The following is a 22,876-nucleotide window of genomic DNA, read 5'->3' as shown; positions in this document are numbered from 1 at the left end:
CAAGCAGCCTCGTAGGACAGCGCCCGGCATGGACACCGGGCCCGTTTGCGACGGCGCGCTTCGTGCGCGACCCGCCACGGAGCAGGCGCGTGACTTACATCCCATTTTCCCCCGTCTCACTCACATGGAGTGTCTTTGTGAATTTTCAGATGTCCCGTAGCCCAAAAAAAACCGCATCACTCAAGCCCTTCCTCGGGAGCGTCATCCTGTCCTGCTGCGCAGCGCTTGCTGCCTGCGACGGAGCCTCTTCGTCCGACACGGAATCCCCGTCCTCCGAAACGCCGCTGTATTCCGCCGAGATCGGGTGCACCGGCGCGAGCGGACCATTGGACAACCTGCAGACCGGGCTCGCGGACCGCCTGAACAAGGAACTGGCCGATCAGCCGGGTGGCGCGGCTTATGCCGGGCAGCTGGCGTCGCTGGTGACCCAGGCCCTGGATCTGGTGGACGCGCTGGCCACCGGCGCAGGGTCGCTTGCGGCGCTGCGCAGCGGCGGCGACCCTAGCCTGCTCGCCCCGGTTTACCACGAGCTCCTGTGCGTCACCGCGGCGGTGGCCGAACTGGTGTTGTCGGCGAGCCTGGGCGCAACTACGCCGCTGGCCGAGCAGCAGGTCCTGCAAGGCCTGCTCGGCACCCTCGTCGAGCTCCAGAAAATTCTGCTGCTGGGCTCGCAGGCATTGCCGAGTGTGCTCGACCCGGGTCAGATTGCAGAAGACCTCGGCTACGTCACGCAAACGCTGGCCGGCGTGGTCGCTAGCCTGGCCAACACCCTTTCCGTTCTGCCCGGCGGTCTGGGCGATGCGGTGCTCATGCCGGTCGCAGGGCTGCTGCTCGATGTGACGGCCTCGCTCAATGCCCTGGGCAGCGGAGACACGCAGGCCTTCGCGCAGCTGCTGATCGATTCCGTCACCCATCTGCTCGAAGCACTGGCCGACGGCCTCGGCCCCCTGGGCATCTTTCTGGACGCTGTGATCGCCTTGCTCGCCCCGGTGCTCCGTGCCCTCGCCGCCCAGCTTGGCGGGCTGCTGGGCATTGTGCTCTGATGATCCGGGATGCACGTTCACTGGGCAGTTCGGGCATGTGAACGTGATCAGGCATCAGGCGCCCCCTTCGATCCGACTCTCCTTCTGCTGCGCCAACTTGGGAAATACTTCACCGCAAGGCAAAGGATATCGTGCGCCTCGTCCGCGACCTGCACGGCGGCAATGGCATCTCGGGCGGGTACCACGTCATCCGGCACATGCTCAACCTGGAAGCAATGAACACCTACGAAGGCACGCACTATATCCACGCGCTGATCCTGGGCCGTGCGTAAACCGGTATCGCAGCGTTCGGACCCTGAACGCCGCGATCGGGCCGTGGCCGTGGCCTCACTTCGGCCGCCCGTGCGCCGCCTCCACTGTCAGCTTGACCGTCTGCATGCTGGCATCGATGGTGCGGTGCATGCCGTCCGACCAATAGACCCGCAGCCTGCGCTCACCGGGCGCAACGGGCAGGTCAAAGACGAAGAGGTAGCGTCCGCCGCCCAGCGCAATCAGCTGGTCGGCCGTCGGCATCAGCGACACGCCCTCGGTTTCGATGTGCAGGTGCGTCCCGATCACAGGCGCGCTCATGGTGAGCCGGCCCAGATCACCCGGCGTCTCGAACACCACGGCAAGCTGCGTTCCGACCTTTGCGCCGTTTTCGGGCAAGATGATGCGCAGCGGCGGCACTTCGTCCGCCGCCACGGCAGCGCCTTCAGACGGCTGAGCGTGGTGGGCGTGGTGGGCGTGCGTTCCCTCTGCCGCCGCGTGCAGAACTAGGGGAAGACCGGCGGACAGTGTAGTCAGAAGCATTAGGGCGTGGGGTTTCATGATTCAGGACTCCGGTGGGGGTCAGTGGACGTGGTCGTCGGGCGGCGGTCGCAGCCGGGGTTCGGCGTTGAGCCGCTCCAGTTCGGGATAGAGGTGTTCGAGCTGCGCCCAGCCCGCCTCCGGACGTTCGTCGGCGATCCAGCGGGCACGGACGTAACCGAAGCGGTCGATGAGAAACTCCGCGTGGCTCCAGGCCATGCCCAGCCGGTCCGGCGCGCCGCGGTCGGAAACGGTGCGCGTCAGCAGCTCGTAGGCGGCCCACAGCTCCGCTGCGCCCGGTCTGAGCACGGGAAAGGGCAGATTGGCCGGCAGCTCCGTTGCGCCCAGCGGAATGGCCAGCACTTGGGTGCGGCGTGAGCGCAGCGCCGCGGAACCCGCCGCCAGCACCTGGGCCCGTTCCTGTGCCTGCGGGCCACCGAGAAAGGCGAGCAGCACGTTGTGGGTCTCGCGATAGGCCTTGAGCTCGGCCTTTCCCGGCACGCCGTGCAGGTAGAAATTGATGGCGCCCAGCCAGGCTTGTCCGGGCACGGTCTGCGGGCCCACCACCCGGCTCTGAAAGCCTTCCGAAAACGCGCGCAGGAAATTGATCAGGTCCCAGCGTTCGTCGTCGGACAACCGATCGCCCAAGGGCGGCATGCCGCTTTCCGGGATTCCATGCGTGAGCCACCAGTACATGTCGCCGGCCGTATGCAGCGCCGTATGGGGCTCGCTCAGATCGGCCGGCGGGCGCGGCAGGTTGGCGCCGGCAGGGCCGTCGCCGCGGCCGCCGGCCCCGTGGCAGGCGGCGCAATGTTCGCCGTACAAGGCGCGGCCGCTGGCGACGGAGACGGTGAGATAAGGCACCTGCGAGCGCTTGTAGGTGCTGGGATACGCCGGCACGGCCAGCGCCCAGCACAGTGTCCCGGCGCCGGCGACGAAGCCGGCTGCGCCCGGCCGTCTCCAACCCGGCCGGCGGCCCTGCAGCGCCGCTGCGGCGCCGAGGGCCATAACCAGCAGACCGCCGGTGATCCATGGGCGCAAACCGGGCTCGGCCCAGGTCGCTTCCAGCGACCAGCGGAACGGCAGCCACCAATAGGGATCAGGCTCGTGCAGCGCCGGCGTGGTCTGCGCCAGCCACGCCGCGCAGGCGAGCACCCCCGACGCCGCCGCCAGCTCGAGCGTGACCTGCCGCGCGGCCTCGCCTGCGCGCCGGCGCTGGTCGGCGATCTCGCCCGCTTCACGCAGCGCCGGCAGGAATCGGCTGCGCAGACGGTTGGCGAAGGCCAGTGCAAGCGCGAGCAGACCCAGCTTGCCGAGAACCAGATATCCGTAGCGCGTTCCCAGCAGGTCGCCCGCGTTTTCGATATAGCGGGTGCCGAGCCAGACGCCGCTGAGCACAATGACCAGCATCAGCACCATCGCCAGGCGCGAGAAGCGCGTCAGTATGCCTGCGAGCGCCTCCGTCGGCAGCGCGCTGTCTGGCTGGCTCGCATAGGCCCTCGCCGCCAGCAGCCATGAAGGCAGCGCGCCGAGCCAGGCCGCAACCGCAAGGATGTGGACCACATTGGGGACGAGGACCTGCCAAGGCACTTCTGCTGCCGCCGCATGACCGCCCCAGGGCGCGAGCGTCAGATAGCCTGCCGCCAGCGCAGCGCAGGCCACGTGGCCGCCCTCGCCCCCCCGTGCAGTGGCCAGTGCTGCAGCGGTGGCAAGCAGCAGGCCGCCCAGTGCGGCGCGCATCAACCAGACCATGCCGGCCCGCGTCCCGATGACGAAGTCGTGCGCTCCGCCAGTGCCCAGCTCCGCCAGCGCCAGCAGCTGCGCCGACAGCAGGCCGGCATGCCCCAGGACCACGGCCAGTGCAGCGGCAAGCGTCAGCTTCCAGGGCACCCGCTGCCGCCACTGAGCCTGCGCAATGCAGACGTGGCGAAACATGGCGGAGCCCACGATCCAAGTCGCTCCGCCCAGTGCGAACAGCCTCGAAACCGCCGACAGAAGCTCAATCACACTGCGCTACCAGGGCGCGTTCAGCCGAAAACCATATCCGTAGTCCACCACGTGTCCATCGACCGAAAGTACCCGATACCGGACCGTGTAGTTTCCATTCGTCAGCGGAGATTTGATCGGTACCTGCAGACAGTTGGCGGACCCCGTGTCGAGCGCGATGCGGCCGAGCGCAAGGCTGCCGTCCTCGCCGGCGCGCGACAGCGTCACCTGCGAGAACTTCGCCTCCACATTCTCGTTAAAGCACAGCCGTATCTGCGAAGGCGGCGTCGTAAGCACCGCGCGTCGCCCAGGCTCGGAGCTAACCAGCGCAGCGTGGGCGAACGCTAGCGGGGCGTGCAGCCACAGCGCGGCGAGCAGCAGCGCCCGCCGGCACCTCTCCATACACTTCATCCCAACCGCTCCGGAGCCATTTTATTCCGGCCTGTCAGCCAGTATGCGAGAGCCGCTGCGCCCACCAATAACAGGAACACGGGAGCGTAGCGCCACAAGCTCCGCATTCCCACGCGAAAGGGAAACACCGAGTGAAGCACCTGGCCGGTCGCTGGATCGGTGACCTCGATCATGCCGATGTACCAGCCGGGTTCGTCGAAACGGTGCTCGAAGTTCAGCGTGCCGCGCGGATAGACCTGCGCGGGAACGTGGACCACCGTGGCCGCTTCGATCTCTCGCGGGCTGCCCAGATCCTCGTAACGCCCTCGCGCCTGCAGGTTCTTGCTGTCCCTGAGCACGCGGAACTCGACGGTCTGGTTCCTCAGAACCGGACTCACGTAGTCGATCACGATGATGGCGCGCCCGGTTTCCGGGATGTCCTCACAGAATTCCTGCGTGGCCCGCTTTTCCGGCTGATACCCCGTGAAGTGCGCTCGCAACGGCCCGATCTTCATGATGCACCGGTCGTCTTCCATCGACACTCCGCCATGCGCCTGTGCCGATGCCGAGTGGACCAGCATCGAGAGCATCGTCACCAGCGCGCAAAGACGTCCACGCGTCGTTGCCATCACGTCTTGACCATGCCGAAGTCGGGAATCATCGGACCGCCGAACTCCACCATATACCGACGACCACGCCCGTCAAAGAAGAACAGCAATCCGGCAACGACCGCGTCAGGAGAAGCAATCATCGTCGTCATGCGTTCGGTCTCCCACATGGCATCGTCGGCATACAAGACCACCCGCCGTGTCTCGCCGGGTGCGACCGGCGCACCCTCCACGCGCAGGGCATCCGGTGCCACGAGGTCATGCTCATCCCGGGGCTGCACATTCAGTATCCGGGCATTGATGAAGCGCAGATTTCCGGCCGCGAACTCGCCGACGTTGACTGGGCTGTCGCCCTTGTTGCTGACCTCCAGTTCCAGGCGGAAGCTACGCCCGGGAATTCGATAGCGTGCCTCTATGAGGCGGACGCTTACCGGACTGGTGGGCTGCTCAAGCGGTGGCACATCAATCTTGCCGGTCTGCAGCGGCGTGGTAATCGGCCACTTCTCCTGCGCATACACGTAGCCGCCGGCGATCAGCGTCAGGGTCAGCGCCAGGAAGATGCCGCCCATGCGCCGATCCATCGGCGTAATCATCTGGTCGGCGTCAGGACCCAGTTCGGACGCGCGTTTGAAGCGCGGAATGGCAATCGGGCATTTGGTCAACCAGTACACGAACCAAGCCAATCCCATGGCAAACCATAGGGCGGACCACCACTTCACATTGCCGAATCCGTAGTTTTCCAGATCTATCGTCTGCCCCAGCAGCGTGGTGGCCGTGTTCTCGAAGGCCGCCGGGTCGCCTGTGACCTCTACCCAGGTTCCGGGACCTATGATCGGGCCGGTTCCTTCGACGTTGATGACCGTATGAACGTGGTACCGCCCTGGTCTGCGTGCTTTGAGCACGATCTCGAAATCATAAAGCTCGCCCCTGCGAAACGATGTCGAGCGGATCATGGGTACGCCGTTGACGCGCGAATCCAGCCTGACGAAGGACGGCCCCGGAACACCTATGTTGAGGTAGGCGGTGTCCTCGATCGAGTTGACGTGATGCGGCCAGTACTCAGAAGGCATGAATTTGCCGCTGATCTTGACGATGTCGTTGACGCCCAGCTTCGCCGTCGAAACCTGAACATCGATCCAGTGCACCGCGCGCATGCGCAGCTGCGGCATTTGCGCACGCTCGCCGTGCGCAAATGCGGCGGGTACGTGGCTCAGGAGAAGAGCGGTCAGGCCCAGCCAGACAACCAATAGCGTTTTTAATGTTCTCATCCGCGCGCCCTCAGACGATTTTCCGGATCCATATGGCCTTGGAACCGAGATAGCCGATCCACAGCCAGAACCAGTAGTTCATGATATTGAGGAAGCCCGCGAACACCGCCGTCAGCGGCGTCACGGCCTCGCCGAATGTGCGCAGCGTCGATTCCTCGATGATTCGCACATATTCAGGTATGGCTGTGCGGATGTACTCGTAGCCCATCAGATCGGCCACTGTCAGCATCGTTCCGTGCAACTCCACCGGAACCTGGAAAGGGGCGAGCAGCGGCCAGTTCAGCGGATAGACCAGCAGGCCGAACGCGAAACCGCCGAACAGCCCTGTCCAGAAGAAGCTGCGCGTCAGCAGCAACAAGCAGTCAATGATCAATCCCAGGCCTATGTAGGTTGAAGGCCAGACGAAGTTCATCGGAAAGTCTGCAAACAAATGGAAGTTGAGGTACCGGCTGATCCAGGCCGCCAGGGTCAGGCATAGGATTGTGAGTGAGGCGCCTAGCGGCAGTCTCAGTTTTTCCCAGAGCAAATAGCCGAAGACCCCCGGCAGCACCGTCAGCGCCAGCGGCGTGACCAAAGGCCACCAACGGCGGTCGCGCCAGTCAACCCAGTAATCCCAGTCTCCCACAAGCAGTGCGAAGTGGAAGCTGAAAATACCCATGAAGAGCATCACAATCAGCGGGATGATTAGCAGGTCCGCCTGCACGTAGGCCCTGTGCTGCTCGGCCGCGCTGGTCAGCCCCACCTCCGTAGCACGCAGTTCTGTCTGCGCCGGGGGTAGCGGCATTTTATCCACCTTCATTAATGTCTCCTCACACGTCGCCGTGTCTAATGAACGCCTCAGGCGACCAGTTTGATTTGCCACGGGGCCTGGCCGACTGGCTCCCCGCGTGTACTTTTGCTAGCGCTGTGCTGGCTTGAAGGAACCTAAATACGCCCGGACATCCGCTCCGGGCGTATTTGCGCGACTCTCGCCGCGTCCCTTCCATCAGGCCGCCACGGCGGGCTCTGCCTTGACCGACTCGTTGCGTCGGGTAACTTGCTTCCCTTCTGGGCCCTGCATCGCTTCAATCACGGGGTGCGATCCGGCCACTTTGGTCAGCTCGACGATCCGCGACAGGATTTGCACCAGCAGTCCGCCGGCCGCAAACGTAGCCCATCCGAGCAGCACGAATCCCCAGTGTATCGGCGCCGCGAACAGCTCCTCGGCATAGAAGAATGTGTGTCCCCACTCGTTGAAACCTACGTTCGGCATGATCATTACCGGCCCGGCCACAACCAGCGCGAACGGCAGCGACAGGCGCTTGGCAAACTGCGGTAGCCTCGTTCGTGCATATACGAAGGCCACCACCGCGCCCGTGATGAACACCGGTATCCCGAAGTAGAACAGCATGATGTGCGTCGGCGTGAAGTCGGTGTCGCGCACCGTGACCTGATGCCAGGCTGCATCAGCCTCGGTGACCGGCGATGCGGTGAGGTAGGCGATAATGCCGAACACCATCAGTTGCCCTAGGAGCACGAAGTAGCGACGCAGCTCCTCGGCGGGCGCCAGCCGGTCCAGATTGCGGTCTCGCGTATGCCAGATCCAGCCCACAATGCCCGCGCCCAGCGCAAACAGCACCGGCAACTGGATATACAGCAGCGTCATCCAGTACTTCTGGAAGTCCTCGGAGAAATAATCCAGCCCCACGGTGAATGCCGTGGTGTGCTGGTAGATCCGGTAGGCCGTGTAGACCGACAGCAGCCCCGAAAGGACCAGAAACATCCTGGCCCATGGCGCCCTGGGCGCCGCATACGCATTGCTCGAAGGCAGTGTATCGATGGTATTCATGTTCGGACTCCTCTTCCAATTCTGGAAACAAATCGCGATGGAACGCCGCGTCTCGTGAGTGCAGCCTCAACCTTGGGGCTGCAATGAACGAAACGTAGGCCATTCCACGTTCATAGTCAATAGTGAGTAGTCGTACTACTTATTCTTGCAGCTGCCTCGGACCAATCTGGGGCGTAATCCCTTCACTCGATGCGGCTTATACTTGGCTCGCGACGGTGGCACGCCCGCCGTCGTAGATGTTCAATCCAGCAGCGGCTTCCAGCCACAGCGGGCTGTCCTGTGCAGCACATCCCTTCCACACGCCCTAATATGGCTCGAAGAAAGACTCTCGCCCCAGCAAAAGCACCCTACAAGATCAAGGATCTGTCGAAGATTTCCGGCGTCAGCCGAGAAACCATCCGCTTTTATGTCGCTCAGGGGCTGCTGCCGCCGCCGGTCAAGACCTCGCGGAACGTAGGCTGGTACACGGAACGCCACGTCGAGATGCTCTCTCTGATCGGCAAGCTACAGAGCGAGCGGTTTCTACCACTCAAGGTCATCAAGAGCCTGGTGCAAGGCTCCGCTGAGGAAATCGGGTTTACCACGCAGCAGATGGAAGCGCTCGGGGAAATGCGGCGTCAGCTCGCCACCGAGCATCGGGATTTGGTGGTCAGTGAGGATGCGGGCCGGCTTGCGGCAGAAATCGGCATGACGCCAAAAGAGCTGAAGGACCTGCGCATGGTCAGCTTCGCCGGTTCCGGCGGCGCCACCATTTCGGACGTGGAAATTGCCCGTCTGTGGCTGCGGATGAAGGAGGCCGGCCTTTCGGAGCAGCGCGGGTTCGGTCCTGCGGACATGGCGTATATCGTAGACTTGGTCGATTCGGCGGTGAGCTGCGAGTTGGAACTTTTCCGGCGCCGGATCGATTACATGTCACCGCTGGAGATTCGCAAGCTCATCGAGGTGGTGATCCCCTCGATCAATTCGGTCTTCTCCATCCTGCACGAACGCCGACTGCACGCTCAAATACAGGCCTTCCTCGACGGCGGCCGCAAACAACGCCACGCCTCAATGGGGAAACGGCGGTGAAGTCGAAAAGCCCCCGCTACGCCGGCAGAATGCCGGACTCTGGTGGATGCCCCGCGGCAGCTTCCTATGACGGGCTATTCGCCGGCGCGGGATTGGCCCGCCGTGATCGCCGGCAAAAGGTAAACCGCCTGTAGTACGCATCGATGCCGCTTGTCGCGGCCCTGATCGGATGTACGGCACGAAGCTGGCGGCGATCTGCATGATGTTCGAGCCGATCCGTTTCGTCGGCATCCAATTGCCCTATCACGGCTGGCAGGGCGTGAATCCACGCAATGCCGAGCGCATGGCCATCATTTCCTGCGATACGCTCACCGCGCGCCGGCCCAAGCCCGAGGAGCTGTTCGCCCGCCTGGAGCCCTCGCGCGTCGCGCTGGAAGTGCACCAACCCTGGCGCTTCGGTGGAGACCATGATTCGCGAGGTCGCCCAACAGGCGCGCCGGAGCTGTGGCGACGCGCCCTGCAGTGGCTGCGCCAACGCCTTATGCGCCCGGCAGTGGACAGCAGGCGTCACCCGGTCCGGCAGATATCCGTGTTGCTCGTCCGGCAGGTCAGCTTTGCCGGCAACCGGGTAGTAGGGCTCGATCCGCGTAAGCGTTAGTGTAGTGTCCAGCAAATAGATGGTGTTATTCTCCGGGCCCCGGTATGCTTGCGCATGCCCCGGATCAGCCCCGTTGTATCTCTGGAAAAAGCGCAGCGCACACAGCTGGAGCAATGGGTTTCGGCGCATGGCACGCCGCAGCAGGTGGCGCTGCGCTGCCGGATTGTCCTGGCAGCCGCTGCCGGTGAAACGAATCTGCAGATCGCGGGGACGAGCCAGATCGACGTAAAGACCGTGTCGCTGTGGCGGAGCCGATTCATCGCGAAAGGGCCGGAGGGATTGTGGGAGATCGCCCCGGGACGTGGACGCAAAGCCACGTATTCGCCACGCAAGATCAAGGCGATCGTGCAGGCCACTACTTCGACGGTTCCGGACGGGATGACACAGTGGAGTTGCCGGACGATGGCAGAGGCCCAGGGCGTGAGCAAATCCACGGTGAGCACCATCTGGCGCAGTCACCAGCTCAAGCCTCACCGAATCAAGACCTTCAAGCTCTCGCGTGATCCCCGGTTTCTGGAGAAGCTCACGGATGTGGTGGGGCTGTATCTGAATCCGCCCGATCAGGCGTTGGTGCTGTGCGTGGACGAGAAAACCCAGATTCAGGCGCTGGACCGCACCCAGCCTGGCTTGCCGATGAAGAAAGGTCGGCTGGGGACGATGACCCATGACTACAAGCGCAACGGTACGACCTGCCTGTTTGCCGCTCTCGAAGTACTGCAGGGCAAGGTCGTGGGCGAGTGCTTTAGCCGGCATCGCCACCAAGAATTCCTGAAATTCCTTCGACGCATCGACTCGGAATTTCCCGGCGACGTTCCCTTGCATCTGGTGCTGGACAACTACGGCACGCACAAGCACCCCAGCGTGCAGGCCTGGATGAAGCGGCACCCGCGATTCGTCTGCCACTTCGTTCCGACCAGCTCCAGCTGGCTCAATCTGGTCGAGCGCTGGTTTGGCGAACTTACCTCCAAGGCCGTGCGACGCGGCTCTTTCAGCAGCGTCGCCGATTTGCAGATCGCTATCGCCCAGTTTCTCGAAGCCTGGAACGAAGACCCCAAGCCCTTCGTCTGGACCGCCACAGTCGAATCGATTCAGGCCAAACTATCCGGGTGCCGCCAGACGCTGGAACAGATCAAACCCGGCTGCACGGCGCCGAGAACGCGGAAAAAGATCAAATCTCCAGTTATTTCTCGGACACCACATTAGCTCGAGGCCGTCTTGACGTCAGTCGCCGAGGATCGTGCGGAGTTCATGCTGCTTGGACGGCGAGTCGCTCAAGTCCCAGAAGCATCCCTCCCAGTCGCGGATGAGGCCGTTCGATCCGCAGTGTTTGCACCACCAGACGATCTCGTGCCGGCCGTCGGTCTTGTCAGGTTGGAGCGGCAGGATGTCGGTCTGGATGTAACCAGGACACGGACGGCGCTGCGGCCGAGCGCGACACCGGACGCTCCCAGGCTCACCGTCTTGAGGGCTGCGGAAAGTGGCGGTCGCCAGCACGACGATGCCCCCGAGATGTTCCGCAAGCCGACGCGTCGCCGCATTGGGTGCTGCGATCCTTCCTCGCTCATCGAGGAAGTGCGTCACGCTTGCGACGATCGTGCCCCGCTTCCAGCGCATGGTTCGTAGCGTTCCTTGGCCGAAGCCTTGTTGATCTCGTCGACTCGTGCGCCGCCGGCCTGAAAGATCCCGATCGCGGCGTCGAGCCGCTCCAGCAGTTGCATCACGGTTTCGCCGGGACGTCGGCGCAGCATGGCAAGCGTGCTGTGTCCGTCGTGGGCGACGGCGACATCATCCACCGGCTTCATGCTGCCGAGCATGACCTGGCCGCCGCCGACCATCACAGCATCGATGTTCACAAGCGCAGGCGAGCTCGTCATGCTGCTTGGCGCAGAGGCGGATTGAGCTGGTCGGCGACGTGCCATGGCAGTAGCGCCTCGACGCGGTTGATTGGGTAATCGGCGATGCACTCGAGCACATGCCGCAGGTAAGCATAAGGCTCGATGCCGTTGAGCAGACAGGTTCCGATCAGGCTGTAGATGTTGGCGGCGCGCTCGCCGCCCGTGTCGGCCCCGGCGAAGAGATAGTTGCGCCGGCCGAGGACGATCGCGCGGATCGAGCGCTCGGCGCTGCTGTTGTGTGTGCCTTGAAAAGGCACGGTTGATCCGTCGGTGAAAGCCCGACCCGGGAAAGCTCCACCCGGAAGCACAGGGAGCGACTCAGGAGGTAACAAATGGGTTGAAGCACTGCCTGAAAAGGCCTCGTTAGGAGGCCAGCGGGCCATGCGGGCCGCAACGTGAGTGAACACCGAGCAGGCCTCGAAACGCCGTCGTGGATACCGACTAGCCATAATAACGAGGAAGGTCGACGGCGGTGCGCGAACGAGCAGGTTGTACGCGCACCGCATCCACCGGGGTAGTGGTGGCAGCACGCATGGCAATTGATCGATCGTGCAACAAGGGAAGTCCGTGGTGGTGCCCGGCCGGCAGTCTATTGTCAAAGGCTTCTCGACCAAGGGTATGCAGCGCGGACGGTGCGGGCCTACGTGGCTGGAGTCGCACACTTTGTGAGGTGGAATGGCCGGCGCCGACTCGCCAGGACCACGCTGTCGGCCGATGACATCCGTCTCTTCTTGGACGATTATCTCCCTCGATGCACTTGCCCGCCGCCGGTCCAGCGTTCCCGTCACGAAATTCGAGCAGCGCTTCGACACCTGATCGTGGTACTGCGCGACGCCGGTGTATTGGCGCCCATCGGCGTCGACGTGGTTGACGAAGAGCTACACCTTTTCGACGAGTACCTGTTGCAAGAGAAGGGGCTGGCGGCAAATACCCGAGTACAGCGTCTCCACATCCTCCGTCCATTCCTCGAGGAGCTCGCCGGCCCGGGGTGCACCGGATCGATGGAGGTTACGCCCGAAAAGGTTCGCGCGTTTTTCCATCGGAAGCTGCAGGCCTGGAACCCTGCCAGCGCCAAGGTTCTCGCCAGCACGCTTCGTAGCTACGTTCGATTTCGCGGCGCCTGCGGCGATCGGGTTGAGTACCTACTTCCAGTCATCGCCTCGCCGGCCAGTTGGCGCTTGGCCTCGCTGCCGGAAACGCTGTCACCGATCGAGGTCGCTCAGTTGACCCGGGCCACGCCGTCGGACATTTCGTCTGCCCTTCGTGCGCATGCGATGGTCCGATGCGTTGTCGATCTGGGTTTGAGGGCGAGCGAGGTTGTCGGGATCGGCCTGGAAGAAATCGATTGGGATGGCGGCACGATCCGAATCGGGCGCAGCAAGGCACGCCGCGTCGACGTCCTGCCGTTGCCTGCGCCCACCGGGCTCGCGATTGCCGCCTACCTGCATCGTGAGCGGCCTCAATGCGACAGCCGCCTTGTGTTCGTTCGGCACGTCGCGCCGGTCGAGAAGCCGATCGGCCCTGGCGTCGTTCGGCGTGCGGTTCGCGAAGCCTATCGGCGCTGCGGAATCCGACATACCCGAGTGCACATGCTTCGGCACACGCTGGCCAAGCGCCTCCTTGATGGCGGCGGCACGCTCAAGGAGGTGGCGGACATGCTTCGACACCGCGCGCTCGACACGTCGCTCATCTACGCCAAGGTCGATATACCGCGGCTATCGGCAGTTGCCTTGCCGTGGCCGGGGAGCGCCTCATGAGCACGAGCACTTCGATTCAGGCGGCCGTGCAGCGCTATCTCGACGAGCGGCGCAGCCTTGGCTTTGAGCTCGGCAGTGCAGGGGGACAGCTTCTGCGCTTCGGCCGATTCGCCGATGCACGAGCTCATCGCGGGCCGCTGACGCTGGACCTGCAATTCGCCTGGGCACGAGAGCACATGCGTCGCACGACTTCTATAACCGCGGCAAGGCGCCTGGAGGTCCTTCGTCCGTTCGTAAAACACTACCGGCAGTTCGAGCCTGACTCCGTCGTGCCGGACCAGTCCGCCTTGGGGCGTGGCCACCGCCGCCTCGCTCCACACATCTACACCGAGAAGGAGGTCATCGATCTCCTCCGAGCGGCCCGCGGCCTCGGTCCATCGGGTGGTCTGCGCCCGATTACCTACGAGGCATTATTCGGCCTGATCGCTTCGACTGGGCTTGTATGGTTCTTGAGGTGTCTTCGGCGCAATCTGAAGGCACCGGGGTGGAGGGACATCGACTGCGCATCTGCTGTTAGCTGACGGACAGACGGCCTGAGGAATCTCCCACCCGCACCTAAAGCGTCGATGAGGAATCGAGCGGCCTGGACCGCCGATGGTGTGCAAGCTAACGCAGGTGCGGTTCCACCCCGGTGATCTAGAACGCTACTCCCGGGAGGTGAGTCATGCAAACCCTGCATATCGGTGTGGATGTGGCCAAGGACACGGTGGTGGTGGCCTGTGAGGAAGCCGCTTTTCCGGTTCAGACCCTGCCTAACCAACGTGGCGCGTTGCGAGGCTGGTTGAAAACGCTGCCCCCTGGTAGTCGGCTCGGGCTGGAGGCTACGGGCCGCTATCACGGCCTGCTGGCTGATCTGGCCCATGCTCAAGGCCTGACGGTGTTCGTGCTCAACCCCAAGGACACGCACTGCTACGCCCAGGGTCTGGGTCGTCGGGCCAAGACCGATCGGGTGGATGCCGAAATGCTGGCCCGCTATGTGGCCAGAGAGCATGCTGAGCTGCATGCTTACATCCCTCCGACGCCGACGCAGCGACAGCTTGATCGCCTGTTGCTGCGTCGGTCCAAGCTGGTCGTGCTGCGGGGGGCTTTGCGGGCCACCGGAACCGATCTGCCGGTGGGCCGTGTCGAGCTGCGCGCAACTTTGCAGCGCCTGGATCAGTTGATCGCTGCGTTGGATGCCCATCGTGAGCATCTGATCGCGCAGTGTCCGGATCGCGCGCAAGCCTTGTCGAGACTCCAAACTATCGTCGGCGTCGGCCCGCTGGTGGGAGCCGGCCTGATGCAAGCGCTGTTACGGATACCGTTCAAGAACGCTGACGCCTTCGTCGCCTTCACAGGACTGGATCCACGCCCCCGTGATTCCGGCAAGAGAATCGGGCGCCGACGCTTGTCCAAGCGCGGCCCCGGTGAACTGCGACGTTTGCTGTTTACCGCAGCGATGTCCGGAGCGAAAACCAACACCTGGAAACCCTACTACGAGCGCTATCGCGCTCGCGGCCTGTCAACCACCGCAGCGCTGGTCATCATCGCCCGCAAAATCGCTCGCGCCGCTTGGTCCATGATCCACCACAACACCGTCTTCAGCCTGGATCGACTCGCCACTCAGAGTTGACACCAAACCATAGAATCTCAGGCTGTCGGAAGCGCTGAATCTGCGAAAGATGGACGTCGATCTCGATGAAGGTGCGCTGACGATCAGGCAGACCAAGTTCGCGAAGTCGCGGCGCTTGCCGCTCCACCCCAGCGTATTGCGAGAATTGCGTGCGTTCGACTCGGTGTGCAGGCGCAGCGCCATTCGGAATCCCGACTCGCCTTTCTTCACCTCGATGACCGGTCACGCTTTGCCCACGCGGACCGTTCATAGCGTTTTCGAGCGCCTGAGGACGCAATTGGGATGGGAAGCACGTGGTGGGCATCCTCGCCCCCGCATCCATGATCTTCGCCATACGTTCGCCGTGCGCCGGGTGAAGCAGTGGCATGAAGGCGGATCGCCGATCGACCAAGGGATGTTGCTGCTCTGCACCTACCTTGGCCACGCCAAGATCTCCGACACCTACTGGTACCTCTCGGGTGTGCCGGATCTCATGGAAGTGATCGGTGCCCGGTTCGAGCGCTTCGCCTCGGGCCAGGAGGTGGACCATGCGTAGGGAGACCGCGATATCGTTTGCCTCTCTGGTACAAGAGTTCTTCACGGACTACCTGACACAGCAGCGTGCCCTGAGTCCCCTTACGGTCGCGTCCTACCGCGATGCCATCACCTTGCTGCTTGATTTTGCCGAGCGGCGACTTGGCAAGGTGCCCACCGCACTGCAGCTCGCGGACGTGAATCGGCCATTCCTGGCTGAATTCCTCGACTCACTCGAAAGGGATCGCGGTAACTCTGTGAGAAGCCGCAATGCCCGACTGGCCGCGATCCGGTCCTTCATGAAATTCGTCGCCCGTCGGGATATCTCCAGCCTGCATCTTGCAGAGCAGGCGCTGTCGGTTCCGATGAAGCGCTTCGACCGACCCATGCTCGGCTTTCTGACGCGCGAGCAAATTCGCGCGGTCATCGACGTTCCGCCAGGGACTTGGTTGGGCCATCGCGATCGCCTGATGCTGACGCTGCTCTACAACACCGGCGCACGCGTCTCGGAAGTGATCGGCATCCGCGTCGGCCATGCGATCCTCGGTGCGGCCCCTTGTGTTCACCTGCACGGCAAGGGACGCAAGCAACGCTCTGTTCCCCTCTGGAAAGAAACTGCCCGGGAGCTGAAGGCGTGGCTGCACCTCAACGGTGATCCGCCGAAGGAATCGCCGTTGCTGCCCACCCGACAGGGCCATGCGATGACCCGGGCCAATGTGTCCCAGCGGCTGCACCTCGCCGTTGAAGCGGCGACCGCTCGCCGTCCGGAGCATTCCAAGCTGGCCATCTCGCCGCACACCATCCGACACACGACAGCGATGCACCTACTGCAGTCAGGCGTGGACGTGAGCGTGATCGCGCTCTGGCTTGGACACGAAAGCCCGGCAACGACGCACCTGTACGTGGAGGCAGATCTCGCAATGAAGGAACGTGCCCTGGCTCGCCTCGCGCCACTCAATGTGAAGTCGGCGAGGTATCAGCCTCCGGACGCGCTAAGGCGCTTTCTCCAGGCCCTGTAATTATGCGAAGCAACCTTGGCCCGCGCCGATCCTCGACCGAGAGCGGCGGGGACAGTGCCGGGCCGAACTTCGCATAATTCGGCGCTTCGCATAATTGCGCTTATGGAAAGCTTCCCATAACCGCAAGAACTATCTATTCTGCGGCGCCGACAGCGGCGGCGAGCGCGCCGCGGCGATCTACACGCTGATCGGGACGGCCAAGCTCAATGACCTCGACCCGGAAGCCTACCTGCGCCATGTCCTGGACCGTATCGCCGATCACCCAATCAACCGCGTCGAGGCGCTACTGCCGTGGAATGTCGCCGAGGCGTTGAAGTGCCAGCAAATAAGCGCAGCCTGAGCGAACCAGACGTCCTGCCTCACCTGAAGTACATCGAGGGGTTGGTCGGCACCGGCTATTGCGACATCACGCTGGGCCGCATCGAGAATCATCCCTGCGTCGCCACCGCCGCCGACGAGGATCAACAGCTCGCAATGCTGGTCCGGCGCAAGGGCGAATCCCTTGCTCAACTCCTCATCCGTCTCGACAAGGCGATCGAGGGTGCCTACGAGCATCAGATTTTCATCAACGAGGTCTACGACGGGCCGACTTGAGTCAAGGCGGTGGAGACCGGACGCTTACAGAATTATTGCGATTCAGAAGCAAAACGCGTGCAGAGCTTTTTTACCCCTTTGTCATCGGTGCCGTGGGCACGCGGCAGTTTCGGGCGGTGAAGCGGGCCGTCCCCGCCAAAGTAATCGAGACGATGCCCGCGATCTGCGGCACGCCCACCGCTACGTCGCCGAGGCGCTGGACCTCGAGAATAATGCTCACGCAGTAAATCGGCGGCTAACGGCGGACGAGTTCGAAACATTGCTGCGCCCCGTTTTCCAGCAGGAACTAGTGGATCCAGATTGCGGTCGGAGCCGTGTTTGGCTTCTTGGTCAGGTGCGGCAAACGCACATCATGCCGGCCTTCGCTAACGTGCCGCATTCGAAGCTCTCGGGCACAGGTCCCACAGCGGGGCTTGCGCGCCGCCGTCATAGCTGCAACACTAACAATTGTTAGTTAGACATTTCCGTCGCGATTCGAGCCCTCGCTCGAGGGCTCTTGCTGGAGACGCCATGATCGGGATCACTTCTTTCGGCGCCTACGTACCCCGTGGACGCCTCAACCGGGCGGTGGCTGCCAAGGCCAATGCCTGGGCCAATCCGGGGCTGGCGGCGCAGGCGCGTGGCGAGCGCGCGATGGCGGGCTGGGACGAGGACAGCCTGACTATGGCGGTGGAAGCCGCGCGCCACGCCCTGGCCGGCCGCCAGGTCGAGCTCGGCGCGGTCTACTTCGGCTCGACCACGCATCCGTTCGCCGACCGCCAGAACGCCGGCGTGGTGGCCGCGGCCCTGGACCTGCCGGAGGCGGTCGCCACGGCCGACTTCGCCGGCTCGCTCAAGGCCGGCACGGCAGCCCTGCTCGCCGGGCTGGACCGCGTCGCGGCCGTACGCGGCGGCGAGGTGCTCGCCGTCGCGGCGGAACACCGGCGCGCGCGCGCCGGCAGCGTGCAGGAGCTGATGTACGGCGACGCCGCGGCGGCCTTCACGCTCGGCAGCAGCGGCGTGATCGCCGAGCACCTGGGCAGCCACAGCGTCTCGACCGATTTCGTCGATCACTACCGCGCCGCCGGCCAGCTCTTCGACTACCACTGGGAGGAGCGATGGCTGCGCGACGAAGCCTTCCAGAAATGGTTGCCGGATGCGATCCGTGCCGGGCTGGCCAAGCTCGGCATCGCGGCCCGCGCCGTGGACCGGTTCGTGCTGGCCGAGCCGGCGCCCAAGCTTGCCGCCGAGCTCGCCAAGCGGCTCGGCATCGCTGACGCGGCGGTCGCCGACGGTCTGCACGCCACAGTGGGACAGTCCGGCGCCGCGCATGCGCCGCTGATGCTCGCCGCCGCGCTGGAGACAGCCAAGCCCGGCCAGACGCTGGTCGTGGTCAGTTTCGGCCAAGGCTGCGACCTGCTGGCCTTCCGCGTCACGCCGGCAATCGCGCAGCTTGCCCCGCGCAGCGCGCTTGCGGCCAGCCTGGCCCGGCGCAAGGAAGAGACGGATTACGCCAAGTTCCAGGCGTTCAACGAGGTCGTGACCCTGGAAAAAGGCCTGCGCGCCGAGGCCAATCCGCAGACCGCCCTGTCGGCGATGTACCGCAAGCGGCGCATGCTGCTGGGCCTGGTCGGCGGGCGGTGCCGCAAATGCGGCACGCCGCAGTTCCCGGCCGCGCTGCGCTGCGTCAATCCCAGCTGCCATCATGCCGGCGAGATGGCCCCCTATCGCTACGCCGACGAGCCGGCACGCATCAAGACCTGGGCCTCGGACTGGCTCACCTACACGCCGGAGCCGCCCGCCCACTACGGCATGATCGAATTCGAGCGCGGCGGCCGCTTCATGGCCGACATCACCGACTGGGACCTAGGGCAGGTCTCGGTCGGGCAGCCGGTGCGCATGGTGTTCCGCGTCCGCGGTCGCGACCCGCAGCGCGGCATGATCCGTTACTTCTGGAAAGCGGCGCCGCTGGCGACCGCCAAGGAGGCCTGAGATGGCCGAAGGCATTCGTGACAAGGTGGCGATTCTCGGCATGGGCTGCTCGCGTTTCGGCGAGCGCTGGGACATGGGCGCCGAGGAGCTGATGGAAGAGGCCTTCTCCGAGGCCCTGGCCGACGCCGGCATCGAACCGCGGCAGATCGGCGCGGCCTGGCTGGGCTCGTGCATGGACGAGGTCAATATCGGCAAGTCGGCCACCCCGGCCTCGCTGACCTTGCGGCTCGACAACATCCCGGTCACGCGCGTCGAGAACTACTGCGCCACCGGCACCGAGGCCTTCCGCGGCGCGGTCTACGCGGTCGCCGCCGGCGCCTGCGACATCGCGCTGGCGATTGGCGTCGAGAAGCTCAAGGACACCGGCTACGGCGGCCTGCCCGGGCTGGAGATCGGCTCGCTGCCGCCGCTGTGGTGGCCCAATCTGTCGGCGCCGGGCGTCTTCGCCCAGGTCGCCAGCGCCTACATGGCGCGCTACAACGTACCGCGCGACACGCTCAAGCGCGCGCTGGCCGAAATCTCGGCGAAAAGCCACGCCAACGGCGCCAAGAACCCCAAGGCGCATCTGCGCAAGCCGGTCAGCTGCGACGTGATCATGGGCGCGCCGATGATCGCCGAGCCGCTGGGCCTGTTCGACTGCTGCGGTGTTTCCGACGGCTCGGCCTGCGCCATCGTCACCACGCCGGAGATCGCGCGCTCGCTGGGCAAGCATGCGGACCAGATGGTCACGGTCAAAGCGCTGCAGCTGGCGCTGTCCAACGGCGCCGAAGGCGGCTACAACGACTGGGACGGCTCCTACATTCTGACGACGCGCAAGGCGGCGCAGCGCGCCTACGCCGAGGCCGGCATCAAGAAGCCGCGCGAAGAGCTGTCGATGTTCGAGGTCCACGACTGTTTCTCGATCACCGAGCTGGTGACGATGGAAGACCTGGGTCTGTCCGCGGACGGCGGCGCCATCAAGGACGTGATGGACGGCTTTTACAACGCCGACGGCAAGATTCCCTGCCAGATCGACGGCGGGCTCAAGTGCTTCGGCCATCCCATCGGCGCCTCCGGCATTCGCATGGTCTACGAGATGTACCTGCAGCTGCAGGGCCGCGCCGGCGAACGCCAGCTCAAGAACCCGCGCTACGGCCTGACGCATAATCTGGGCGGCTTTCCGCACCAGAACGTCGTCGGCATCTCCATCGTCGGCCGCTATCGCTAAAAGACCAGCCCAGATGAAACCGCTCGCCGCAATCGTCGCGGTCTCGGAGATGAAGCCGGGACGCTATCCCCAGTACGACGGCATGGAGATGTACCGCCAGGTGCTCGGCCAGTTCCTGCGCGAGTGGCAGATCCGGCCGCAGGACATCCAGGGCCTGCTGTCGGCGCCGGTCGGCATGGCGGCGACCCAGGTCGACGTGTTCGCGCACGAGAAGCTCGCCGAGGAACTGGGTCTGCAGCCGGTCTTCAGCGAAGCTATCAACGCCGGCGGCGGCACCTACGCATTGATGCTGATCCGCGCCGCGCTGGCGATCGGCCAGGGTCTGTGCGACTCGGTGCTGTGCCTGGGCGCGGGCCGCTTTCCCAACGTCGGCAGCGGCATTTCCGAGCTGATGAGCAAGCTCATCAGCCACCCGGAGTTCGAATACCCCTACGGCACCTACATCCCGCCGATCTTCGCGCTGGCCGCGGTGCGCCACATGCACGAGTTCGGCACCACGCGCGAACAGCTGGCCGAGGTCGCCGTGTCGCAGCGCGCCTGGGCACTCAAGCACCCGGATGCCCTGATGGCGCCGCAGGGCCCCTTGAGCATCGACAAGGTGCTGTCCTCGCGACCGATCGCCTACCCCTTCAACCTCTACGATTGCTCGGTGCCCAGCGAGGGCGGCTCGGCGGTGCTGGTGGTGGCGCCGCAGCTCGCGCGGCGCTATCACCCCAAGCCCTGCTATCTGATCGGCTTCGGTGAAAAGCACACCCATGCCAGCATCAGCCAGGCCTCGAGCCTGACCACGCTGGGCTCGCAGGACACCGCCGGCCGCGCCTACCGCATGGCGGGGCTGGGGCCGCAGGACATGGACTTCGCCCAGCTCTACGACTCCTTCAGCATCAATCCGATCATCTACGCCGAGGATCTGGGCCTCTGCCGCAAGGGCCAAGGCGGGCGCTTCTTCGCAGGCGGCCGCACCGCGCCCGGCGGCGATTTCCCGGTCAACACCTACGGCGGGCTGATGTCCTTCGGCCACGTCGGCGACGCCTCGGGGCAGACCATGATCGTCGAAGCCGCACGCCAGCTGATGGGCATGGCCGGGGAGCGCCAGCTGCCGCAAGCCCGTACCGGCATCGTCCACTGCTACGGCGGCATGATGTCCGAGCACGCCACCCTGATCCTCTCGAACCAGTCATGAACGGCAAACCCGTCCCGGAAATTTCCCCCGACAGCCGGCCCTACTGGGAAGCGGCGCAGCGCGGCGAGCTGCTGATCCAGCGCTGCCGCGGCACCGGCAAGGCCTTTCTGTATCCGCGCCGCTGGAGCCCGTTCGACTACTCCGCGGACCCGGTCTGGGAAAAGGCCAGCGGCCGCGGCACGGTGTACAGCTACAGCATCGTCTACCAGCCGCCTTACGCGGCGTTCAAGGACGACTGCCCCTACGTGCTCGCCATCGTCGAGCTGCAGGAAGGCCCGCGCATGATGGCCAACATCCTGCACTGCACACCGGAGTCGGTGCACATCGGCATGGCGGTGAAGCTCTGTTTCGAAACCCGCGCGGGCGGCTTTCGCATTCCGCAGTTCGAGCCGGCCTGAAAGCGCACACACCACAGCTTTTCTGGAGGAACCCCAATGAGCGAAGACAGCGTCACCGCCGTGCGCGAAGCCGCGGAAGGTCTTACCCGCCGCATCACCCGCGACTACTGGCTGCAGTGCGCCCGCGAGGGCCGCTTCCCCACCGAGCTGTGGGAGGCGATGGCCGAAACCGGCCTGCTCGGCGTCTCCGTTCCCGAGGAGTACGGCGGCAGCGGCGGCGGCCTCTCCGAGCTGATGGTGCTCAACGAGATCACCGCCCGCGCCGGCATCATCTCGCTGTTCTTCGTGCTCGGCAGTTCCGTGGGCCTGGGCAACCGCGCCCTGGACAAGGAGGTGTCCTATAGACGCGAACGCCCGCCGTTCGGACAGCCGATCGGCAGCTACCAGGACCTGCAGCACCCGATGGCGCGCGCCAAGACGCAGCTCGTGGCGGCACGGCTGATGGTGAACGAGGCCGCACGCAGGCCCTGCCGGCCCACGGCGGCATGGCTTCGACCAGGAATACGACGTGGTAACGCTCTGGCCCTTGGCCCGCCTGATGCGCGTGGCGCCGGTCAACAACGAGATGATCCTCACCTACATCGGCGAGTACGTCCTCGGTCTGCCGCGCTCCACTGAAGCCGCACAAGTACCCTATCCTCCTTCCACGACCCTACTTCATGGCCAACGATCTGCCGGTCACCATCGCGCCCTATCTGCTCAAGGAACGCTGGAACGAAAGCCCTTTCATGCAGGCCCAGGGCCTGACTGTCGAGGAGATCGCACCAGGCGAGGTGGCGCTTTACCTGAGATCGCCCACGTCGGCCCAGCGCGGCGCCGGCGGGCCGCCGGACGCGATCAACGGCGGGGTGATTTCCTATATGTTCGATGGCGCGCTGGGCTATGCCATCGTCTCGGCCCAGCTGCCGGTCCTGGAAGCCGCCGGTCTGTCCCTGGCAGCCTATTCGCAGGTGACGATGAATCTCGACATCACCTACCTCGCGCCCGCCCAGGGTAATTCGTTCAAGGCCATCGGCCGCGTGCTGCGCGCCGGCCGCGGCACCGCCTTCGCCGAAGGCGAGCTGCTCAACGAGCGCGGCGAGATCTGCGCCAGTGCCAAGGGCATCTGGCGCGTGTTCTGGCCGCGGCAATAGTCCCCGCTTTCTTTGT

At 64.5% G+C, this 22,876-nt stretch carries 26 protein-coding genes and 3 pseudogenes; 18 read left to right on the top strand and 11 right to left on the bottom strand.

The features are described 5' to 3' along the window. Nucleotides 1–149 precede the first annotated feature (149 nt). A complete protein-coding gene (locus tag QT386_RS14970; protein WP_289274556.1) occupies nt 150–1,043 on the top strand; it encodes a hypothetical protein in 894 nt (297 codons plus the stop codon). 116 nt (nt 1,044–1,159) lie between these two features. Beyond that, nucleotides 1,160–1,315: pseudogene (locus tag QT386_RS14965) on the top strand (acyl-CoA dehydrogenase family protein); the annotation flags it as partial. 55 nt (nt 1,316–1,370) lie between these two features. Here QT386_RS14965 and QT386_RS14960 read toward each other — a convergent pair. The 7 genes from QT386_RS14960 to QT386_RS14930 all read right to left on the bottom strand — a co-directional run bounded on the left by QT386_RS14960 (nt 1,371) and on the right by QT386_RS14930 (nt 7,912). After that, entirely contained in the window at nt 1,371–1,853 is a 483-nt protein-coding gene (locus QT386_RS14960) for a hypothetical protein (protein WP_289274555.1), read from the bottom strand. A 21-nt stretch (nt 1,854–1,874) separates the two neighbouring features. After that, nucleotides 1,875–3,767: a CopD family protein gene (locus QT386_RS14955; protein ID WP_289274554.1), complete on the bottom strand. Its 1,893-nt coding sequence runs from the start codon at nt 3,765–3,767 to the stop codon at nt 1,875–1,877. A gap of 78 nt (nt 3,768–3,845) precedes the next feature. Then, on the bottom strand, nt 3,846–4,229 hold the full coding sequence (locus tag QT386_RS14950) for a copper resistance CopC family protein (protein ID WP_289274553.1): 384 nt from the start codon (nt 4,227–4,229) through the stop codon (nt 3,846–3,848). Next, nucleotides 4,226–4,837, bottom strand: coding sequence for a hypothetical protein (locus QT386_RS14945; RefSeq protein WP_289274552.1), 612 nt, complete (start codon nt 4,835–4,837; stop codon nt 4,226–4,228). The genes QT386_RS14950 and QT386_RS14945 overlap by 4 nt, the downstream gene beginning before the upstream one ends. Further along, a complete protein-coding gene (gene amoB, locus QT386_RS14940) occupies nt 4,837–6,084 on the bottom strand; it encodes a bacterial ammonia monooxygenase, subunit AmoB (protein ID WP_289274551.1) in 1,248 nt (415 codons plus the stop codon). Before amoB ends, QT386_RS14945 begins: the two co-directional genes overlap by 1 nt. A gap of 10 nt (nt 6,085–6,094) precedes the next feature. Continuing rightward, on the bottom strand, nt 6,095–6,883 hold the full coding sequence (locus QT386_RS14935; protein WP_289274550.1) for a methane monooxygenase/ammonia monooxygenase subunit A: 789 nt from the start codon (nt 6,881–6,883) through the stop codon (nt 6,095–6,097). 186 nt (nt 6,884–7,069) lie between these two features. Beyond that, nucleotides 7,070–7,912 (bottom strand): methane monooxygenase/ammonia monooxygenase subunit C, encoded by an 843-nt coding sequence (locus QT386_RS14930; protein WP_289274549.1) that lies wholly within the window; start codon nt 7,910–7,912, stop codon nt 7,070–7,072. Between the two features lie 309 nt (nt 7,913–8,221). On the opposite strand from QT386_RS14930, the gene QT386_RS14925 reads away from it, so the two are divergent. The 3 genes from QT386_RS14925 to QT386_RS14915 all read left to right on the top strand — a co-directional run bounded on the left by QT386_RS14925 (nt 8,222) and on the right by QT386_RS14915 (nt 10,781). After that, nucleotides 8,222–8,980: a MerR family transcriptional regulator gene (locus QT386_RS14925; protein ID WP_289274548.1), complete on the top strand. Its 759-nt coding sequence runs from the start codon at nt 8,222–8,224 to the stop codon at nt 8,978–8,980. A 169-nt stretch (nt 8,981–9,149) separates the two neighbouring features. Beyond that, nucleotides 9,150–9,578 (top strand): hypothetical protein, encoded by a 429-nt coding sequence (locus QT386_RS14920; protein ID WP_289274547.1) that lies wholly within the window; start codon nt 9,150–9,152, stop codon nt 9,576–9,578. A 54-nt stretch (nt 9,579–9,632) separates the two neighbouring features. Continuing rightward, nucleotides 9,633–10,781 (top strand): IS630 family transposase, encoded by a 1,149-nt coding sequence (locus QT386_RS14915; protein ID WP_289274546.1) that lies wholly within the window; start codon nt 9,633–9,635, stop codon nt 10,779–10,781. Nucleotides 10,782–10,799: 18 nt separating this feature from the next. On the opposite strand, the gene QT386_RS14910 is transcribed toward QT386_RS14915, so the two are convergent. From QT386_RS14910 to QT386_RS14900, 3 genes and pseudogenes are all read right to left on the bottom strand, one after another. Next, complete coding sequence (locus QT386_RS14910; RefSeq protein ID WP_289274545.1) at nt 10,800–11,192, bottom strand: hypothetical protein; 393 nt, start codon at nt 11,190–11,192, stop codon at nt 10,800–10,802. Then, complete coding sequence (locus QT386_RS14905; RefSeq protein WP_289274544.1) at nt 11,156–11,431, bottom strand: hypothetical protein; 276 nt, start codon at nt 11,429–11,431, stop codon at nt 11,156–11,158. Before QT386_RS14905 ends, QT386_RS14910 begins: the two co-directional genes overlap by 37 nt. Before the next feature lie 17 nt (nt 11,432–11,448). Then, nucleotides 11,449–11,709: pseudogene (locus QT386_RS14900) on the bottom strand (transposase domain-containing protein); the annotation flags it as partial. A gap of 582 nt (nt 11,710–12,291) precedes the next feature. On the opposite strand from QT386_RS14900, the gene QT386_RS14895 reads away from it, so the two are divergent. The 7 genes and pseudogenes from QT386_RS14895 to QT386_RS14865 all read left to right on the top strand — a co-directional run bounded on the left by QT386_RS14895 (nt 12,292) and on the right by QT386_RS14865 (nt 16,968). Beyond that, on the top strand, nt 12,292–13,230 hold the full coding sequence (locus QT386_RS14895; RefSeq protein ID WP_289274543.1) for a tyrosine-type recombinase/integrase: 939 nt from the start codon (nt 12,292–12,294) through the stop codon (nt 13,228–13,230). Then, complete coding sequence (locus tag QT386_RS14890; RefSeq protein WP_289274542.1) at nt 13,227–13,751, top strand: hypothetical protein; 525 nt, start codon at nt 13,227–13,229, stop codon at nt 13,749–13,751. The genes QT386_RS14895 and QT386_RS14890 overlap by 4 nt, the downstream gene beginning before the upstream one ends. Nucleotides 13,752–13,894: 143 nt before the next feature. Continuing rightward, a complete protein-coding gene (locus QT386_RS14885) occupies nt 13,895–14,842 on the top strand; it encodes an IS110 family transposase (RefSeq protein WP_289274541.1) in 948 nt (315 codons plus the stop codon). Nucleotides 14,843–14,864: 22 nt separating this feature from the next. After that, nucleotides 14,865–15,377: a tyrosine-type recombinase/integrase gene (locus QT386_RS14880; RefSeq protein WP_289274570.1), complete on the top strand. Its 513-nt coding sequence runs from the start codon at nt 14,865–14,867 to the stop codon at nt 15,375–15,377. Next, nucleotides 15,370–16,374, top strand: a complete 1,005-nt coding sequence (locus QT386_RS14875; RefSeq protein WP_289274540.1) for a tyrosine-type recombinase/integrase — start codon at nt 15,370–15,372, stop codon at nt 16,372–16,374. Before QT386_RS14880 ends, QT386_RS14875 begins: the two co-directional genes overlap by 8 nt. A 121-nt stretch (nt 16,375–16,495) precedes the next feature. Next, nucleotides 16,496–16,714 (top strand): annotated as a pseudogene (locus tag QT386_RS14870) (transposase domain-containing protein); the annotation flags it as partial. Beyond that, a complete protein-coding gene (locus QT386_RS14865) occupies nt 16,690–16,968 on the top strand; it encodes a hypothetical protein (RefSeq protein ID WP_289274539.1) in 279 nt (92 codons plus the stop codon). The pseudogene QT386_RS14870 and the gene QT386_RS14865, both read left to right, overlap by 25 nt. Before the next feature lie 70 nt (nt 16,969–17,038). Here the strand turns inward: QT386_RS14865 and QT386_RS14860 are convergent, their stop codons facing one another. Next, nucleotides 17,039–17,188 carry a hypothetical protein gene (locus QT386_RS14860; RefSeq protein WP_289274538.1) on the bottom strand — a complete coding sequence of 50 codons (150 nt, stop codon included), beginning with the start codon at nt 17,186–17,188 and terminating at the stop codon, nt 17,039–17,041. A 290-nt stretch (nt 17,189–17,478) separates the two neighbouring features. On the opposite strand from QT386_RS14860, the gene QT386_RS14855 reads away from it, so the two are divergent. The 6 genes from QT386_RS14855 to QT386_RS14830 are packed head-to-tail and all read left to right on the top strand — an operon-like array spanning nt 17,479 to nt 22,860. After that, nucleotides 17,479–18,939: a hydroxymethylglutaryl-CoA synthase family protein gene (locus QT386_RS14855; RefSeq protein ID WP_289274537.1), complete on the top strand. Its 1,461-nt coding sequence runs from the start codon at nt 17,479–17,481 to the stop codon at nt 18,937–18,939. A 1-nt stretch (nt 18,940) separates the two neighbouring features. Then, on the top strand, nt 18,941–20,146 hold the full coding sequence (locus QT386_RS14850) for an acetyl-CoA acetyltransferase (RefSeq protein ID WP_289274536.1): 1,206 nt from the start codon (nt 18,941–18,943) through the stop codon (nt 20,144–20,146). A gap of 13 nt (nt 20,147–20,159) precedes the next feature. After that, the gene (locus tag QT386_RS14845) at nt 20,160–21,329 is read left to right on the top strand and encodes a hypothetical protein (protein WP_289274535.1); all 1,170 of its coding nucleotides are present in this window, start codon (nt 20,160–20,162) and stop codon (nt 21,327–21,329) included. Beyond that, a complete protein-coding gene (locus QT386_RS14840; RefSeq protein WP_289274534.1) occupies nt 21,326–21,727 on the top strand; it encodes a Zn-ribbon domain-containing OB-fold protein in 402 nt (133 codons plus the stop codon). Before QT386_RS14845 ends, QT386_RS14840 begins: the two co-directional genes overlap by 4 nt. 36 nt (nt 21,728–21,763) lie before the next feature. Continuing rightward, complete coding sequence (locus tag QT386_RS14835) at nt 21,764–22,345, top strand: acyl-CoA dehydrogenase family protein (protein WP_289274533.1); 582 nt, start codon at nt 21,764–21,766, stop codon at nt 22,343–22,345. 41 nt (nt 22,346–22,386) lie between these two features. Beyond that, nucleotides 22,387–22,860: a PaaI family thioesterase gene (locus QT386_RS14830; RefSeq protein ID WP_289274532.1), complete on the top strand. Its 474-nt coding sequence runs from the start codon at nt 22,387–22,389 to the stop codon at nt 22,858–22,860. Nucleotides 22,861–22,876 lie beyond the last annotated feature (16 nt).

Origin of the sequence: Solimonas sp. SE-A11 (genome assembly GCF_030345715.1) — a bacterium.
In the GTDB taxonomy this organism is placed as follows: Bacteria; Pseudomonadota; Gammaproteobacteria; order Nevskiales; family Nevskiaceae; genus Solimonas_A.
This window is presented reverse-complemented; position numbering and strand designations above follow the sequence as displayed.